Annotated in this window: 14 protein-coding genes and 3 tRNA genes; 16 read left to right on the top strand and 1 reads right to left on the bottom strand. The window is 57.7% G+C overall.

Annotated features, from left to right (window positions below):
• Nucleotides 1–123: 123 nt before the first annotated feature.
• The 16 genes from ftsH to JQF37_RS04680 all read left to right on the top strand — a co-directional run bounded on the left by ftsH (nucleotide 124) and on the right by JQF37_RS04680 (nucleotide 15,442).
• The gene (ftsH, locus tag JQF37_RS04755) at nucleotides 124–2,034 is read left to right on the top strand and encodes an ATP-dependent zinc metalloprotease FtsH (RefSeq protein ID WP_090315927.1); all 1,911 of its coding nucleotides are present in this window, start codon (nucleotides 124–126) and stop codon (nucleotides 2,032–2,034) included.
• Between the two features lie 8 nt (nucleotides 2,035–2,042).
• On the top strand, nucleotides 2,043–2,894 hold the full coding sequence (folP, locus tag JQF37_RS04750) for a dihydropteroate synthase (protein ID WP_130203905.1): 852 nt from the start codon (nucleotides 2,043–2,045) through the stop codon (nucleotides 2,892–2,894).
• A gap of 16 nt (nucleotides 2,895–2,910) precedes the next feature.
• Complete coding sequence (gene glmM, locus JQF37_RS04745) at nucleotides 2,911–4,248, top strand: phosphoglucosamine mutase (protein WP_130203906.1); 1,338 nt, start codon at nucleotides 2,911–2,913, stop codon at nucleotides 4,246–4,248.
• 66 nt (nucleotides 4,249–4,314) lie between these two features.
• Complete coding sequence (tpiA, locus tag JQF37_RS04740; RefSeq protein ID WP_130203907.1) at nucleotides 4,315–5,070, top strand: triose-phosphate isomerase; 756 nt, start codon at nucleotides 4,315–4,317, stop codon at nucleotides 5,068–5,070.
• A gap of 4 nt (nucleotides 5,071–5,074) precedes the next feature.
• Entirely contained in the window at nucleotides 5,075–5,458 is a 384-nt protein-coding gene (secG, locus tag JQF37_RS04735) for a preprotein translocase subunit SecG (RefSeq protein ID WP_017336473.1), read from the top strand.
• Nucleotides 5,459–5,480: 22 nt separating this feature from the next.
• A tRNA-Leu gene (locus tag JQF37_RS04730) sits at nucleotides 5,481–5,566 on the top strand.
• Between the two features lie 97 nt (nucleotides 5,567–5,663).
• Nucleotides 5,664–5,740, top strand: a tRNA-Met gene (locus tag JQF37_RS04725).
• Nucleotides 5,741–5,879: 139 nt separating this feature from the next.
• On the top strand, nucleotides 5,880–6,338 hold the full coding sequence (gene rimP, locus JQF37_RS04720) for a ribosome maturation factor RimP (protein ID WP_149972091.1): 459 nt from the start codon (nucleotides 5,880–5,882) through the stop codon (nucleotides 6,336–6,338).
• Nucleotides 6,339–6,385: 47 nt separating this feature from the next.
• Nucleotides 6,386–7,867 (top strand): transcription termination factor NusA, encoded by a 1,482-nt coding sequence (gene nusA / locus JQF37_RS04715; RefSeq protein WP_047537517.1) that lies wholly within the window; start codon nucleotides 6,386–6,388, stop codon nucleotides 7,865–7,867.
• Nucleotides 7,868–7,894: 27 nt separating this feature from the next.
• On the top strand, nucleotides 7,895–10,420 hold the full coding sequence (infB, locus tag JQF37_RS04710; protein ID WP_130203908.1) for a translation initiation factor IF-2: 2,526 nt from the start codon (nucleotides 7,895–7,897) through the stop codon (nucleotides 10,418–10,420).
• A 159-nt stretch (nucleotides 10,421–10,579) separates the two neighbouring features.
• Nucleotides 10,580–10,981, top strand: coding sequence for a 30S ribosome-binding factor RbfA (gene rbfA / locus JQF37_RS04705; protein WP_007973108.1), 402 nt, complete (start codon nucleotides 10,580–10,582; stop codon nucleotides 10,979–10,981).
• A gap of 3 nt (nucleotides 10,982–10,984) precedes the next feature.
• Complete coding sequence (gene truB / locus JQF37_RS04700) at nucleotides 10,985–11,902, top strand: tRNA pseudouridine(55) synthase TruB (protein WP_047537524.1); 918 nt, start codon at nucleotides 10,985–10,987, stop codon at nucleotides 11,900–11,902.
• A gap of 117 nt (nucleotides 11,903–12,019) precedes the next feature.
• Nucleotides 12,020–12,289 (top strand): 30S ribosomal protein S15, encoded by a 270-nt coding sequence (gene rpsO / locus JQF37_RS04695; protein WP_046820615.1) that lies wholly within the window; start codon nucleotides 12,020–12,022, stop codon nucleotides 12,287–12,289.
• A gap of 212 nt (nucleotides 12,290–12,501) precedes the next feature.
• Nucleotides 12,502–14,607, top strand: coding sequence for a polyribonucleotide nucleotidyltransferase (gene pnp / locus JQF37_RS04690; protein ID WP_130203909.1), 2,106 nt, complete (start codon nucleotides 12,502–12,504; stop codon nucleotides 14,605–14,607).
• 139 nt (nucleotides 14,608–14,746) lie between these two features.
• A tRNA-Thr gene (locus JQF37_RS04685) sits at nucleotides 14,747–14,822 on the top strand.
• Nucleotides 14,823–15,136: 314 nt separating this feature from the next.
• Complete coding sequence (locus tag JQF37_RS04680; RefSeq protein WP_130203910.1) at nucleotides 15,137–15,442, top strand: DUF6388 family protein; 306 nt, start codon at nucleotides 15,137–15,139, stop codon at nucleotides 15,440–15,442.
• Nucleotides 15,443–15,504: 62 nt separating this feature from the next.
• On the opposite strand, the gene nadC is transcribed toward JQF37_RS04680, so the two are convergent.
• The gene (gene nadC / locus JQF37_RS04675) at nucleotides 15,505–16,353 is read right to left on the bottom strand and encodes a carboxylating nicotinate-nucleotide diphosphorylase (protein ID WP_130203911.1); all 849 of its coding nucleotides are present in this window, start codon (nucleotides 16,351–16,353) and stop codon (nucleotides 15,505–15,507) included.
• Nucleotides 16,354–16,499: the final 146 nt, after the last annotated feature.

Raw genomic sequence — 16,499 nt, 5'->3', positions numbered from 1 at the left:
TCACAAAGGGTTACAGACGGCGCCTGCCAAGTTGTAGGTAATGTAGTAAGTTAGGCCGGTGAATATCATGCGAAGCGCGCGCCATCAGCGGCGCTTGCTTCAGAGGGTAGTTAATTGAACGATATGGCAAAGAATCTGATCCTGTGGTTGATCATCGCGGCTGTCCTGGTGACGGTGATGAACAACTTCTCCAGCCCTAACGAGCCGCAGACCCTCAACTATTCCGACTTCATCCAGCAGGTCAAGGATGGCAAGGTCGAGCGCGTAGCGGTTGATGGCTACGTGATTACCGGCAAGCGCAACGATGGCGACAGCTTCAAGACCATTCGTCCGGCGATCCAGGATAATGGCTTGATCGGCGATCTGGTGGATAATCACGTCGTGGTCGAAGGCAAGCAGCCTGAACAGCAAAGCATCTGGACTCAACTCCTGGTCGCCAGCTTCCCGATCCTGGTGATCATTGCCGTGTTCATGTTCTTCATGCGCCAGATGCAGGGCGGCGCCGGAGGCAAGGGCGGGCCGATGAGCTTTGGCAAGAGCAAGGCGCGCCTGCTCTCCGAAGATCAGGTGAAAACCACGTTGGCTGACGTTGCCGGTTGCGACGAAGCCAAGGAAGAAGTGGGTGAACTGGTCGAGTTCCTTCGTGATCCGGGCAAGTTCCAGCGTCTGGGCGGTCGCATTCCCCGCGGCGTGCTGATGGTTGGTCCTCCGGGTACCGGTAAAACCTTGCTGGCCAAGGCGATTGCTGGCGAAGCCAAGGTGCCGTTCTTCACCATCTCCGGTTCTGACTTCGTCGAAATGTTCGTCGGCGTGGGTGCCAGCCGCGTTCGCGATATGTTCGAACAGGCCAAGAAACATGCGCCATGCATTATCTTCATCGATGAAATCGACGCCGTCGGTCGTCACCGTGGTGCCGGCATGGGCGGCGGTCACGACGAGCGCGAGCAGACTCTCAACCAGTTGCTGGTAGAGATGGACGGCTTCGAAATGAACGATGGCATCATCGTGATTGCGGCCACCAACCGTCCAGACGTACTGGACCCCGCACTGCTGCGTCCGGGCCGTTTTGACCGTCAGGTTGTAGTGGGTCTGCCGGATATCCGTGGTCGCGAACAGATTCTCAAGGTCCACATGCGCAAAGTGCCAATGGGTGACGACGTTGCTCCGGCTGTTATCGCTCGTGGTACCCCAGGTTTCTCCGGTGCTGACCTGGCCAACCTGGTCAACGAGGCATCGTTGTTCGCCGCGCGTGCCGGCAAGCGCATTGTCGAGATGAAGGAATTCGAACTGGCCAAAGACAAGATCATGATGGGTGCCGAGCGCAAATCCATGGTCATGTCCGAGAAAGAAAAGCAGAACACGGCTTACCATGAGGCGGGTCACGCCATTGTTGGTCGCGTCGTGCCTGAGCATGATCCGGTGTACAAGGTATCGATCATCCCGCGTGGTCGTGCGCTGGGTGTGACCATGTTCCTGCCGGAAGAAGATCGCTACAGCCTGTCCAAGCGAGCGCTGATCAGCCAGATCTGCTCGCTGTACGGCGGTCGTATTGCTGAAGAAATGACGCTGGGCTTCGATGGTGTGACCACCGGTGCTTCCAACGACATCATGCGCGCCAGTCAGATTGCGCGGAACATGGTGACCAAGTGGGGGCTTTCGGAGAAACTTGGACCATTGATGTACGCCGAAGAAGAAGGTGAGGTTTTCCTTGGTCGTGGCGGCGGTGGTCAGAATGCAAGTTTCTCCGGCGAAACGGCCAAGCTGATCGACTCCGAAGTACGCAGCATTATTGATCAATGCTACGGCACGGCTAAGCAGATCCTGACGGACAACCGTGACAAGCTCGATGCCATGGCTGATGCTCTGATGAAGTACGAGACGATCGATGCTGATCAGATCGATGACATCATGGCGGGTCGTACGCCTCGCGAACCTCGCGATTGGTCGGGTGGCACGGGTACTTCCGGAACCCCTCCGGTGGTGCAGGATGAGCGTCCGGAAACACCGATTGGCGGTCCGGCTGCTGACGTTTAAGGTTTGAAATGACTTCTGTTCAGTCCTCGACCCGGTTGCCTTGCGGCAACCGGGTTCTTGATTTGGCCCAGACTCATGTCATGGGCATTCTCAATGTCACTCCCGATTCTTTCTCCGACGGTGGTCAATACAGCCAGCTCGACGCAGCGTTGCGCCATGCCGAAGCCATGGTGGCGGCTGGCGCGACCCTGATCGATGTGGGCGGTGAGTCCACGCGACCAGGTGCCAGGGTGGTTTCACCGCTGGAAGAGCTGGAGCGTGTAGCGCCGGTCGTCGAGCGGATCAGCCGTGAACTGGATGTGATCATCTCGGTGGATACCTCCACGCCAGCCGTCATGCGCGAGACCGCGCGACTGGGGGCCGGGTTGATCAATGACGTTCGGGCGCTGCGCCGGGAAGGCGCGCTGGATGCGGCGGCGGCAACCGGGTTGCCAGTCTGTCTGATGCATATGCTCGGCGAGCCGGGCGACATGCAGGACAATCCGCAATACCGGGACGTTACGAAGGAAGTGGGCGAGTTTCTTGCTGAGCGCATGGTTCGGTGCGCGGCTGCTGGGATTGGCGCCGATCGGATCATTCTCGATCCTGGCTTCGGCTTCGCAAAAAACTTGCAACACAATCTGAGCTTGTTCAAGCATATGGAAGCCTTGCATGCCTTGGGGCGCCCCCTGTTGGTCGGGGTTTCACGAAAGAGCATGATCGGGCAAGCATTGAATCGCCCCGTGGGTGAGCGCTTGTTCGGCAGTCTTGCCCTTGCGGCGCTGGCTTCGCATAAGGGTGCGCGTATATTGCGCGTCCATGATGTAGCAGAAACTATCGATGTGGTGAGGATGATCGCCGCAGTGGAATCAGCCGAATAAGAGTTATGGAGAGCTTATGACTAGGAAATACTTTGGTACTGACGGCATTCGTGGTCGAGTCGGTGAATACCCGATTACTCCTGATTTCATGCTCAAACTCGGCTGGGCCGCGGGCATGGCGTTTCGCAAGATGGGCGCCTGCAAGGTGCTTGTCGGCAAGGACACCCGCATTTCCGGTTATATGTTTGAGTCGGCGCTTGAGGCCGGGCTTACCTCGGCCGGCGCCGATGTAATGCTGTTGGGGCCGATGCCAACGCCGGCCATCGCTTACCTGACGCGCACCTTTCATGCTGAGGCCGGGATTGTGATCAGTGCTTCGCATAATCCTCACGATGACAACGGCATCAAGTTCTTCTCCGGAAAGGGTACCAAGCTGCCGGATGAAGTCGAGCTGATGATCGAGGAGCTGCTGGACACGCCGATGACCGTGGTTGAGTCGAGCAAGATCGGCAAGGTCACGCGAATCAACGATGCGTCGGGTCGTTATATCGAGTTCTGCAAGAGCAGCGTGCCGACTGGCACCAGCTTCGCCGGGATGAAAATCGTCATCGACTGTGCCCATGGTGCGACTTACAAGGTAGCGCCTAGCGTGTTCCGTGAGCTGGGCGCCGATGTCGTTGTTCTTTCCGCGCAGCCCAATGGTTTAAACATCAATGACAATTGTGGTTCGACCCATATGGGGCAACTGCAGGCTGCCGTTCTTGCCGAGCATGCTGATCTTGGGATCGCGTTCGATGGTGATGGTGACCGTGTTCTGATGGTCGATCACACGGGTGCCATCGTCGATGGGGATGAGCTGTTGTACATCATTGCTCGCGATTTGCATGAGCGCGACAAGCTGCAAGGCGGTGTGGTCGGTACCCTGATGAGTAACCTGGGGCTGGAGCTGGCTCTGGCGGACCTGGCGATTCCTTTTGTTCGTGCCAATGTTGGTGACCGTTATGTGATTGCTGACCTGCTGGAGCGCAACTGGCTGGTAGGTGGCGAGAACTCGGGGCATATCGTTTGCTTCAATTACACCACTACGGGTGATGCGATCGTTGCTGCATTGCAGGTTCTGATGGCGCTCAAGACGCGCTCGGAAAGTCTGGCTCAGTCTCGTCAGGCGTTGCGTAAGTGTCCGCAGGTATTGATCAATGTACGTTTCGGCGGGGGAGCGAGTCCCCTCGAGCATTCGTCGGTCAAGGAAGCCAGTGAGCGAGTGACCAAGGCCATGGCGGGTCGTGGACGCGTGCTCCTGCGCAAGTCCGGGACAGAGCCACTGGTGCGCGTCATGGTCGAAGGCGAAGACGAAACTCAGGTTCGCGGCTACGCCGAAGAGCTGGCAAAACTGGTTACTGAAGTTTCTGTCTGAATTCGGCTTGCCAGCCATGATTGTGTTGGGTAACATCTGCGCCCACTTTGACCGACGAGGTACAGCATGCGTCGCCCTATGGTAGCTGGTAACTGGAAGATGCACGGTACCCGCGCCAGCGTCGCTGAGCTGATCAAAGGCCTTCGTGATCTGGCCTTGCCGAGCGGTGTTGATGTTGCGGTATTCCCACCTTTTCTGCATATCAATCAAGTGATTGATGGCTTGGAAGGAAAGCCGATTTCGATTGGCGCGCAGAACTCTGCGGTGGAATCGATGCAGGGTGCGTTGACAGGTGAGATTGCGCCGAGTCAGTTGGTGGATGCAGGTTGTTCCCTGGTGCTTGTCGGGCACTCCGAACGCCGCCAGGTACTCGGCGAGCAGGACGGAATGCTGATTCGCAAGTTTGCGGCGGCACAGGCGTGTGGCTTGATCCCGGTGTTGTGTATAGGGGAGACCCTTGAGCAGCGCGAAGCCGGGAAGACTCTCGAGGTTGTCTCGCGTCAGCTTGGCAGTATCATTGAGGAGTTGGGCGTCGGTGCTTTTACAAGCGCAGTGATCGCTTACGAGCCGGTCTGGGCCATTGGCACCGGGCTGACTGCTTCGCCGCAACAAGCTCAGGATGTGCATGCAGCCATCCGTGCGCAGTTGGCGGTAGAGAATTCTGAAGTCGCGCAAGGTGTGCGGCTTCTATACGGCGGCAGCGTGAAGGCGGCCAATGCGGTCGAACTGTTCGGCATGCCGGATATCGATGGGGGGCTCATTGGTGGAGCTTCCCTGAATGCAGATGAGTTCGGTGCGATTTGTCGCGCCGCGGGAAACTGAAAAAATGCTGGAAACAGTCGTAGTCGTTTTTCATCTGCTGGGTGCATTGGGCGTAGTTGCTCTGGTATTGCTGCAGCAGGGTAAAGGTGCGGATGCTGGCGCGTCTTTCGGAGCAGGTGCTTCAAATACTGTGTTCGGAAGCCAAGGTTCCTCTACCTTTCTTAGTAAGTTTACTGCTATACTTGCCGCAGGTTTCTTCATAACTAGCTTAGGGTTAGGTTACTTTGCTAAAGAGAAAGCTCACCAGCTGACTCAAGTAGGTTTGCCAAACCCGGCAGTGTTGGAAGTTCCAAAGCAACAACCGGCTTCTGATGATGTACCGGTGCTTCAAGAGCAAAAGTCGGCTACTCCAGCGACTGACGTGCCTCCAGCTCAAGAGCAGAAGTAAGAAGGGTTTCAAACGTAGTATTGCCGAGGTGGTGGAATTGGTAGACACGCAACCTTGAGGTGGTTGTGCCCATAGGGTGTAGGGGTTCGAGTCCCCTTCTCGGTACCAATTAGTCAGGAGAGCCCGCTGTTGCGGGCTTTCTTGCAGGTGGAAGGTTACATTGACCCTGTCAGGGATCGGTCGTATACTTCCGCCCCAGCTTTGTCGCGGGGTGGAGCAGTCTGGTAGCTCGTCGGGCTCATAACCCGAAGGTCGTCGGTTCAAATCCGGCCCCCGCAACCAGTTTAAGGAGCCCCTTTTAAGGGGCTTTTTGTTAGCTGGACACTTTATAACGCCGCTGTTCGACGGCGTTTCAGGGATGGGCGTTTCGCCCATTTTTTTATTTTGCATAGCATGCATTTACATGCACGAGGGGGTTCAGGTGTCGAGCAAGCTAGAACAGTTGCAGGCCTTGTTGGCCCCGGTGGTCGTGGCCCTTGGCTATGAATGCTGGGGTATTGAGTTTTCGGCTCAAGGTCGCCACTCACTGTTGCGCGTTTATATCGATAAAGAAGGCGGTGTGCTGGTGGACGATTGTGCCATCGTCAGCCGTCAGATCAGCGGTGTCCTGGATGTTGAAGATCCGATTTCCGTTGAATACACCCTTGAGGTTTCCTCGCCTGGCATGGAACGCCCTCTGTTCACTCTTGAGCAGTTTGCAAAATTTGCCGGTGAACAAGTGAAGATCAAGCTGCGCTCGCCTTTTGAAGGTCGACGCAACTTTCAGGGCCTTCTGCGCGGTGTAGAAGAGCAGGATGTCGTGGTGCAGGTAGAAGACCATGAGTTCCTGTTGCCGATCGATATGATCGACAAGGCCAACATTATTCCCAGTTTTGACTGAGACGCGGATCCCGCGGATCCAATGGCTTGCGAAAGGCGAGGCGTACGATGAGCAAAGAAGTACTGCTGGTTGTTGAGTCGGTATCCAATGAAAAGGGCGTACCGGCAAACGTAATTTTTGAAGCGCTGGAGCTGGCCCTGGCCACTGCTACCAAAAAGCGTTTCGAGGACGAAGTTGATCTGCGTGTGGAAATCAATCGCCACACCGGTGCTTACGAGACTTTCCGTCGCTGGACGGTTGTCGAAGAAGCAGACCTTGACGATCCGGCCATCGAAACCTGGCCGAGCAAGGTTGCTGAAACGCACCCGGGTGCCAAGGTGGGTGACGTCGTCGAAGAAAAAATCGAATCGATCGAATTCGGCCGTATCGCTGCACAGACTGCCAAGCAAGTCATCGTGCAGAAAGTCCGCGAGGCCGAGCGTGCCCAGGTTGTTGACGCTTACCGCGAGCGCCTGGGTGAAATCATCTCCGGTACCGTGAAGAAAGTGACCCGCGACAACGTGATCGTCGATCTGGGTAACAACGCTGAAGCGTTGCTGGCTCGTGAAGACATCATTTCTCGCGAAACCTTCCGTGTTGGCGTGCGTCTGCGTGCGCTGCTCAAGGAAATCCGCACCGAGAACCGCGGCCCGCAGTTGATCCTGTCGCGTACCGCGCCGGAAATGCTGATCGAGTTGTTCCGCATCGAAGTGCCGGAAATCGCTGAAGGCTTGATCGAAGTGATGGCGGCTTCCCGTGACCCGGGTTCGCGCGCCAAGATCGCCGTTCGCTCGAAGGACAAACGCATCGACCCGCAGGGCGCTTGCATCGGTATGCGCGGCTCGCGCGTCCAGGCAGTGTCGGGCGAGTTGGGCGGTGAGCGTGTTGATATCGTTCTGTGGGACGACAACCCGGCTCAGTTCGTGATCAACGCCATGTCCCCGGCCGAGGTTGCGGCAATTATCGTCGACGAAGATGCCCATGCAATGGACATCGCCGTTGGCGCAGACAATCTGGCTCAGGCCATCGGTCGCGGTGGTCAGAACGTGCGTCTGGCCAGCCAATTGACTGGCTGGACCCTGAACGTGATGACCGAATCGGACATCCAGGCTAAGCAGCAAGCAGAAACCGGCGACATCCTGCGCAACTTCATCGACGAGCTGGAAGTCGACGAAGAACTGGCCCAGGTGCTGGTCGATGAAGGCTTCACCAGCCTGGAAGAGATTGCCTACGTACCGTTGGAAGAAATGCTCAACATCGACGGCTTTGACGAAGACATCGTCAACGAGCTTCGCGCTCGTGCCAAGGATCGTTTGTTGACCAAAGCCATCGCTACTGAGGAAAAGCTGGCAGACGCCCATCCGGCCGAAGACCTGCTCTCGCTTGAGGGTATGGACAAGGATTTGGCGATGGAACTGGCGGTGCGCGGCGTAATTACCCGCGAAGACCTGGCCGAGCAGTCTATTGACGACCTGCTCGACATCGACGGCATTGACGATGATCGTGCCGGCAAGTTGATCATGGCCGCCCGAGCCCACTGGTTCGAGTAATTAGGCGCGGCCTGAGGAGAGAAGTGCATGACGCAAGTCACGGTGAAACAACTGGCCGATGAGGTCAAAACACCGGTAGAGCGCCTGTTGCAGCAGATGCGTGAGGCAGGTCTGCCGCACACCGCCGCCGAAGAAAGTGTGACTGACAGTGAGAAGCAATCGTTGCTGACTCACTTGAAAAGCAGCCACAAGGCGAAAGTGGAAGAACCACGCAAGATTACGCTGCAGCGTAAAACCACCAGCACCCTGCGTGTTGCTGGCAGCAAAAGCATCAGCGTAGAAGTACGCAAGAAGAAAGTCTTCGTACAGCGCAGCCCGGAAGAAATCGAAGCCGAGCGCAAGCGTGAACTGGAAGAGCGTCGCGCAGTAGAAAATGCTGCACGTCAGAAGGCTGAAGAAGAAGCCAAGCGTCGCGCCGAAGAAGAAGCTCGTCGCCAGCCTGCTGCGCCGACCGCTCCAGCCGAACCTGTAGCAGCGCCTGCAGCAGTGGCCGAACCTGTGCGCGAAAGCGCGCCGGTCGTGGCAGTTGCTCCAGCCGCTCCTGCGGCGGACACTCGCAAGCGTGACGAACAGCGCCGTCCGGACAAGCCACGTGCCGACGATAACAATCGTCGCGGTGGTGGCGATGGTGAGCGCAAAAACGCTCCGCATCGTGCTTCGGTCAAGGAAAAAGCGCCTGCTCCACGCGTTGCCCCTCGTACTACCGACGAAGAAAGCGATGGCTTCCGTCGTGGTGGTCGCGGCAAGGCCAAGCTGAAGAAGCGCAACGCCCACGGTTTCCAGAGCCCAACCGGCCCTGTCGTGCGCGAAGTGAAGATCGGCGAGACCATCACTGTGGGCGATCTGGCCCAGCAGATGTCGGTCAAGGCTGCTGAAATCATCAAGTTCATGTTCAAGCTGGGTACTCCGGCGACCATCAACCAGGTTCTCGATCAGGAAACTGCTCAACTGGTTGCCGAGGAGCTGGGCCACAAAGTGACCCTGGTCAGCGACACCGCCCTGGAAGATTCCCTGGCCGAGTCCCTGAAGTTTGAAGGTGAAGCCGTTTCCCGTGCACCTGTCGTGACCGTCATGGGCCACGTTGACCACGGTAAGACTTCCCTGCTCGACTACATCCGTCGTGCCAAGGTTGCTGCTGGCGAAGCCGGTGGCATCACCCAGCACATCGGTGCCTACCACGTTGAAACCGACCGTGGCATGGTGACGTTCCTCGACACCCCAGGTCACGCCGCGTTTACCGCAATGCGTGCCCGTGGTGCCAAGGCGACCGACATCGTGATCCTGGTGGTTGCAGCGGACGACGGCGTAATGCCGCAAACCATCGAAGCTGTTCAGCACGCCCAGGCTGCTGGCGTTCCTCTGGTCGTTGCCGTGAACAAGATCGACAAGCCGGGCGCTGATCTCGATCGCATCCGCAGCGAATTGTCGGTACACGGCGTGACGTCGGAAGAGTGGGGCGGTGACACGCCATTCGTACCGGTCTCGGCGAAGATGGGTACCGGTGTCGACGAATTGCTCGAAGCCGTTCTGCTGCAAGCCGAAGTTCTGGAATTGACGGCTACGCCTTCGGCTCCTGGCCGTGGTGTGGTGGTTGAATCGCGTCTCGACAAGGGCCGTGGCCCGGTGGCGACCGTTCTGGTTCAGGACGGTACCTTGCGTCAAGGCGACATGGTGCTGGTCGGTTCCAACTACGGCCGCGTTCGCGCCATGCTCGACGAGAACGGCAAGGCCATCAAGGAAGCCGGTCCAGCCATCCCTGTCGAGATCCTCGGCCTGGACGGCACCCCGGATGCTGGCGACGAGATGAGCGTGGTTGCCGACGAGAAGAAAGCCCGTGAAGTGGCTCTGTTCCGTCAAGGCAAGTTCCGCGAAGTCAAACTGGCTCGTGCTCACGCAGGCAAGCTGGAAAACATCTTCGAAAGCATGGGGCAGGAAGAGAAGAAGACGCTCAACATCGTCCTCAAATCCGACGTCCGTGGTTCGCTGGAAGCGTTGAACGGTGCCTTGAACGGCCTGGGTAACGACGAAGTGCAAGTGCGCGTTGTCGGTGGCGGTGTCGGTGGTATCACCGAGTCCGACGCCAACCTGGCACTGGCCTCCAATGCTGTACTGTTCGGCTTCAACGTGCGTGCCGATGCCGGCGCTCGCAAGATCGTCGAGCAGGAAGGTCTGGATATGCGTTACTACAACGTGATCTACGACATCATCGAAGACGTCAAGAAAGCCCTTACCGGTATGCTTGGCAGCGATGTTCGCGAGAACATCCTCGGTGTGGCCGAAGTGCGTGACGTGTTCCGTTCGCCGAAGTTTGGCGCGATCGCCGGTTGCATGGTGATCGAGGGTACTGTTCACCGTAACCGTCCAATCCGTGTACTGCGCGAAGACATCGTTATCTTCGAAGGCGAGCTGGAATCCCTGCGCCGCTTCAAGGATGACGCTTCCGAAGTGCGTGCCGGCATGGAATGCGGTATCGGCGTGAAGAGCTACAACGACGTCAAAGTCGGTGACAAGATCGAAGTCTTCGAGAAGGTTCAGGTTGCTCGCAGCCTCTAACTCGCGCACTTCAAGAGCCGTGATGGGCAGCCGCATGCAAATGCACGGCGCATCACCCGGACTCTAAACGCAACGCCCGGTCTGGCTTCTGTCAGGCCGGGCGTTTGCCGCTTTCAGACCTCACGGGTTTCGCCGTGGGGCAGTAACAGGTAACAAGACATGGCAAAAGAATATAGCCGTACCCAACGTATCGGCGATCAGATGCAGCGCGAGCTGGCACAACTGATCCGTCGTGAAGTCAAAGACCCGCGCGTCGGCCTGGTCACCATTACCGCAGTGGAAGTCAGCCGTGACGTCGGTCACGCCAAGATTTTCATCACCGTGATGGGGCAGGACAGCGCCGAAGAGATTGCACAGAGCATCAAGGTGCTCAACTCCGCCGCCGGTTTCCTGCGCATGCAGTTGGCTCGCGAGATGAAGCTGCGCAGCGTTCCACAGTTGCACTTCCATTACGACGAAAGCGTTGTGCGTGGTGCGCATCTGTCGGCCTTGATCGAGCGCGCAGTGGCTGAAGACAATCAGCATCCGGTTGCGGCAGAAGCCGAAGACACCAAGGAGTAATCGGTGGCTCAGGTCAAACGTATCCGTCGTAACGTCAGCGGTATCATCCTGCTGGACAAGCCGCTGGGGTTCACCTCCAATGCGGCCTTGCAGAAGGTCCGCTGGTTGCTCAATGCCGAGAAGGCCGGACACACCGGCAGTCTCGACCCGCTGGCCACCGGCGTGTTGCCGTTGTGCTTCGGTGAGGCCACCAAGTTCTCGCAATACCTGCTTGATTCCGACAAGGGTTACGAAACCCTGGCGCAACTGGGCAAAACCACGACCACGGCGGATGCCGAGGGCGAAGTTTTGCAGGAGCGTCCTGTGACCGTTGGTCGCTCCGATATCGAAGCTGTGTTGCCGAATTTTCGTGGGCAAATCAGTCAGATACCGCCGATGTACTCGGCGCTCAAGCGTGATGGTCAGCCGCTGTACAAGCTGGCCCGTGCAGGCGAAGTAGTGGAGCGTGAACCGCGTTCTGTTACTATTACGCGCTTGGAATTGCTGGCCTTCGAAGGTGATACTGCGCGGCTGGCAGTGGATTGCAGCAAAGGCACCTATATTCGCACCCTGGTGGAGGATATTGGTGAGCAACTCGGTTGTGGCGCTTACGTGGCAGAACTGCGACGTACCCAGGCCGGGCCTTTCACGCTGGCCCAGACGGTCACCCTGGAAGAGTTGGAAGCGGTACATGCCGAAGGCGGCAACGAAGCGGTCGACCGCTTCCTGATGCCATCGGACAGCGGTCTTCTGGATTGGCCGCTTTTGCAGTTCTCGGAGCACAGCTCGTTCTACTGGCTTAACGGCCAGCCGGTACGCGCTCCGGATGCACCGAAATTCGGTATGGTACGGGTACAGGATCACAATGGTCGCTTCATCGGTATCGGTGAAGTGAGCGAAGACGGGCGCATCGCGCCGCGTCGACTGATTCGGTCAGAATGACCGGACGAGGGTGGCTGTCAACAGGCACGGTCACTACTCATTTTTAGATACAGGGATTTGTCCCTGGCCTGTTGAAACTGTTTTTCTGAAACAGTTTCCTGATAAAAGGATTGCCTCATGGCTCTCGACGTTCAAGAAAAAGCCCAAATCGTAGCTGACTACCAGCAAGCTGTTGGTGACACTGGTTCGCCAGAAGTGCAAGTTGCACTGCTGACCGCCAACATCAACAAACTGCAAGGTCACTTCAAGGCCAACGGTAAAGATCACCACTCCCGTCGTGGTCTGATCCGCATGGTAAACCAGCGTCGTAAGCTGCTGGACTACCTGAAAGGCAAAGACGTGAGCCGTTACAGCGCTCTGATCGGTCGCCTGGGTCTGCGTCGCTAATTCAGCGATTGCGCTAGAGGTTGGTTGTCTGTCGTGCATCCGCGGGTTTCCCGCTGGCACATGGCAGGCTTCCAGCCTCAAGTTTTATCTGGATATCTGCTTTGCCTGAGTCGCTGCACCCTGGACATCCCGATCGGGCCGATTCCCGACGTTGCCCAAGAATTTCGCAAGAAACCAGTTTCCCCAAGAGCCACAAAAGAAGGTAGGACACCGTGAACCCGGTCATCAAAAAATTCCAGTTCGGTCAGTCGACCGTTACCCTCGAGACTGGCCGTATCGCCCGTCAGGCCTCCGGCGCAGTATTGGTCACCGTTGACGACGACGTCAGCGTATTGGTGACCGTAGTCGGTGCCAAGCAAGCCGATCCAGGCAAGGGCTTCTTCCCTCTGTCTGTTCACTACCAGGAAAAAACTTACGCTGCCGGTAAGATCCCTGGTGGTTTCTTCAAGCGTGAAGGCCGTCCTTCCGAGAAAGAAACCCTGACTTCCCGACTGATCGACCGTCCGATCCGTCCGCTGTTCCCGGAAGGCTTCATGAACGAAGTGCAGGTAGTCTGCACCGTCGTTTCCACCAGCAAGAAGACCGATCCGGACATCGCTGCGATGATCGGTACCTCGGCTGCCCTGGCGATCTCCGGCATTCCGTTCGATGGTCCGATCGGCGCTGCCCGCGTTGCGTTCCACGAAAGCACCGGCTACCTGCTGAACCCGACTTACGAGCAGCTGGCTGCTTCGAGCCTGGACATGGTCGTTGCCGGTACTTCTGAAGCCGTTCTGATGGTTGAATCCGAAGCCAAGGAACTGACCGAAGACCAGATGCTGGGCGCCGTACTGTTCGCCCACGACGAATTCCAGGTCGTTATCCAGGCCGTCAAAGAGCTGGCCGCCGAAGCTGCCAAGCCAACCTGGAGCTGGGCTCCGCAAGCCGAAGCCACCGAGCTGCTGGGTGCCATTCGCGCCGAGTTCGGCGAAGCGATCTCCCAGGCTTACACCATCACCGTCAAGGCCGACCGTTATGCTCGCCTGGGCGAGCTGAAGGATCAGGTCGTTGCCAAGCTGTCCGGCGAAGAAGGCCAGCCTTCCGCTGCTGACGTCAAAGCCGCTTTCGGTGAAATCGAATACCGCACCGTTCGCGAAAACATCGTAAACGGCAAGCCACGTATCGACGGCCGCGACACCCGCACCGTACGTCCGCTGAACATCGAAGTTGGCGTTCTGCCGAAGACCCACGGTTCGGCGCTGTTCACCCGTGGCGAAACCCAGGCTCTGGTCGTTGCAACTCTGGGTACTGCCCGTGATGCACAACTGCTGGACACCCTGGAAGGCGAGAAAAAAGACCCGTTCATGCTGCACTACAACTTCCCTCCGTTCTCGGTGGGCGAGTGTGGTCGCATGGGTGGTGCCGGTCGTCGCGAAATCGGTCACGGCCGTCTGGCCCGTCGTTCGGTTCAGGCCATGCTGCCTGCCGCCGACGTGTTCCCGTACACCATCCGCGTTGTGTCGGAAATCACCGAGTCCAACGGTTCGAGCTCCATGGCTTCGGTCTGCGGTGCTTCCCTGGCTCTGATGGACGCTGGTGTTCCAATGAAGGCGCCGGTTGCCGGTATCGCCATGGGTCTGGTTAAAGAAGGCGAGAAATTTGCCGTCCTGACCGACATCCTGGGCGACGAAGACCACCTGGGCGACATGGACTTCAAGGTAGCCGGTACCGCCAAAGGCGTGACCGCGTTGCAGATGGACATCAAGATCAAGGGCATCACCGAAGAAATCATGGAAATCGCTCTGGGCCAAGCCCTGGAAGCGCGCCTGAACATCCTCGGTCAGATGAACCAGATCATCGGCCAGTCGCGTACCGAGCTGTCGGCCAATGCACCGACCATGATCGCGATGAAGATCGACACCGACAAAATCCGTGATGTCATCGGTAAAGGTGGCGCGACCATCCGTGCGATCTGTGAAGAGACCAAGGCTTCGATCGATATCGAAGACGACGGTTCGATCAAGATCTTCGGCGAAACCAAGGACGCCGCTGAAGCGGCACGTCAGCGCGTTCTGGGTATCACCGCGGAAGCCGAGATCGGCAAGATCTACGTCGGTAAGGTTGAGCGCATCGTCGACTTCGGCGCATTCGTCAACATCCTGCCTGGCAAGGACGGTCTGGTTCACATCTCCATGCTGAGCGACGCTCGCGTAGAGAAAGTGACCGACATCCTCAAGGAAGGTCAGGAAGTGGAAGTACTGGTACTGGACGTGGACAACCGCGGCCGCATCAAGCTGTCCATCAAGGACGTAGCAGCAGCCAAGGCTTCGGGCGTTTAATCCGCTCGCCCGCCTGACCGCTTCAACGTTGTAAAAAAGACCCCGCCGTGAAAACGACGGGGTCTTTTTTTGCCTGTAGACAATCAAGGCGCTGGCTAAAGTTGCCGGTATGCCTTCGCGATGCTAGGTTTAGCGCACCGCCCGTGTAGCTCAGTCGGTAGAGCAGCGCACTCGTAACGCGAAGGTCGCAGGTTCGATTCCTGTCTCGGGCACCATCCCTCTGTTGTTTCGCCTTTCTGCTCAAAATCCTCGATCGTACGTTTGGGGCCATCCCTTGCATTACTGCCGGCCTGTCCCTGGGCGCGACTGAAGATGAGTGCGGTTTATTTGTGGATTGATGTAAAGAGTCGTGTAAATCGTCTGATAAACATCCTATATTCGGAACCTGCATGAGCTTAGCCCAGCAGTTTTCAGATGATCCCGAATGGTTCTGAAGGCCAGACAAACCAGGTTGAACACGGTTATTTGCGTCAGAGAGATCCTTGATGATCCAGATCCATCTTCCATTCCCCAGATCAGCGAGAACACCATGACCGTTAAAGAAATGAGCCAGGAAGCCCGGCACGAAGAGGCGCTCAACAAGTATTTGCTGGATTCGCCCCAGCTAGCCGAAGAGATCAAGGACTTGCCAGCCGACGATCAGAAAGACCAGATCCAATGGGCCTTCGAGGATGAGGCTGAAGCCCAGGGCCTGCAGCCGTGGGAACTGACGCTCAAGTACACATCAAGCCCCGAAGAGTACGAGGCCGCGCGCCTGGTTCTTCACAAGGAGGCGGCTGAAGTGTTGGGCGTCGAGTGGGATGAGTACTGCGAGATGAATAATCTGGTGGTCTGAAAAAGCGCCCACCGCGTGCAGGAGCGAGCAAGCTCGCTCCTGCAGTTTTTCATTGCGTGTGATCAGAGGCTCAGACGCATCGACAGATCGACAGCCTTCACATCCTTGGTCATTGCGCCAATCGAAATGTAATCCACGCCGGTTTCGGCGATGGGCAGCAACGTGCTTTCGTTGATGCCGCCGCTGGCCTCCAGTTTTGCCTTGCCAGCGTTCAAGCGCACGGCTTCGCGCATGTCATCCAGACTCAGTTCATCGAGCATGATGATGTCGGCACCGGCCGCCAAGGCCTCTTTCAGTTCATCCAGGTTTTCCACTTCGATCTCAACCGGTTTGCCCGGTGCGATTTTGTGCGCGGCGGCGATGGCCTCAGGAATGCCTCCGCAAGCGGCGATATGGTTTTCCTTGATCAGGAATGCGTCATACAAGCCGATGCGATGATTGTGACAACCGCCACAGGTCACGGCGTACTTTTGCGCCAGACGCAGGCCCGGCAGGGTTTTGCGAGTGTCGAGCAGCTTGACCTGGGTCTGGGCCACGAAATCCGCCAGGTATTGCGCGCGGGTGGCCACGCCGGACAGCAGTTGCAGGAAGTTCAAGGCACTGCGTTCACCAGTCAGCAACGAGCGCGCGGGACCTTCGAGGTGGAACAGCACCTGGTTGGGTTTGACCCTTTCGCCATCGGCGACCTGCCAGTGCACTGCCACTCGTGGGTCCAGTTGCCGAAACACGGCATCGACCCAGGCGGTACCGCTGATCACGGCAGCGTCGCGGGTGATGATGGTGGCTTTGGCCAGGCGTTCGGACGGGATCAGCTGTGCGGTGATGTCGCCGCTGCCAATGTCTTCGAGCAGCGCGCGGCGCACGTTGGCTTCGATTTCGGTGGTCAAATCGGCGAGGCGTAGATTCGGCATAACGGACTCCACAAACAAAGTGTCCCGATTATAGGGCCATGGTGCGAAGCAACCCAAGGCATCCGAGCGATCGCCAATGCTCGCACACCTGCATTTGGTCGAATCCCATGGGCCTGCCTGCAGGCAAGGGAGGGGGCTATTTACAA

It is taken from the genome of Pseudomonas sp. MIL9 (genome assembly GCF_016887925.1).
Lineage (GTDB): Bacteria > Pseudomonadota > Gammaproteobacteria > Pseudomonadales > Pseudomonadaceae > Aquipseudomonas > Aquipseudomonas mohnii.
Note: the sequence above shows the minus strand (reverse complement) of the source record. Positions and strands in the feature narration are given on the sequence as shown.

What these genes read in the sequence shown, in the direction of transcription:
- tpiA (WP_130203907.1), top strand. Translation starts at nt 4,315, where the DNA reads ATGCGTCGCCCTATGGTAGCTGGTAACTGGAAGATGCACGGTACCCGC.
- nusA (WP_047537517.1), top strand. Translation starts at nt 6,386, where the DNA reads ATGAGCAAAGAAGTACTGCTGGTTGTTGAGTCGGTATCCAATGAAAAG.
- JQF37_RS04680 (WP_130203910.1), top strand. Translation starts at nt 15,137, where the DNA reads ATGACCGTTAAAGAAATGAGCCAGGAAGCCCGGCACGAAGAGGCGCTC.
- nadC (WP_130203911.1), bottom strand. Translation starts at nt 16,353, where the DNA reads ATGCCGAATCTACGCCTCGCCGATTTGACCACCGAAATCGAAGCCAAC.
- ftsH (WP_090315927.1), top strand. Translation starts at nt 124, where the DNA reads ATGGCAAAGAATCTGATCCTGTGGTTGATCATCGCGGCTGTCCTGGTG.
- secG (WP_017336473.1), top strand. Translation starts at nt 5,075, where the DNA reads ATGCTGGAAACAGTCGTAGTCGTTTTTCATCTGCTGGGTGCATTGGGC.
- rpsO (WP_046820615.1), top strand. Translation starts at nt 12,020, where the DNA reads ATGGCTCTCGACGTTCAAGAAAAAGCCCAAATCGTAGCTGACTACCAG.
- rbfA (WP_007973108.1), top strand. Translation starts at nt 10,580, where the DNA reads ATGGCAAAAGAATATAGCCGTACCCAACGTATCGGCGATCAGATGCAG.
- glmM (WP_130203906.1), top strand. Translation starts at nt 2,911, where the DNA reads ATGACTAGGAAATACTTTGGTACTGACGGCATTCGTGGTCGAGTCGGT.
- infB (WP_130203908.1), top strand. Translation starts at nt 7,895, where the DNA reads ATGACGCAAGTCACGGTGAAACAACTGGCCGATGAGGTCAAAACACCG.
- folP (WP_130203905.1), top strand. Translation starts at nt 2,043, where the DNA reads ATGACTTCTGTTCAGTCCTCGACCCGGTTGCCTTGCGGCAACCGGGTT.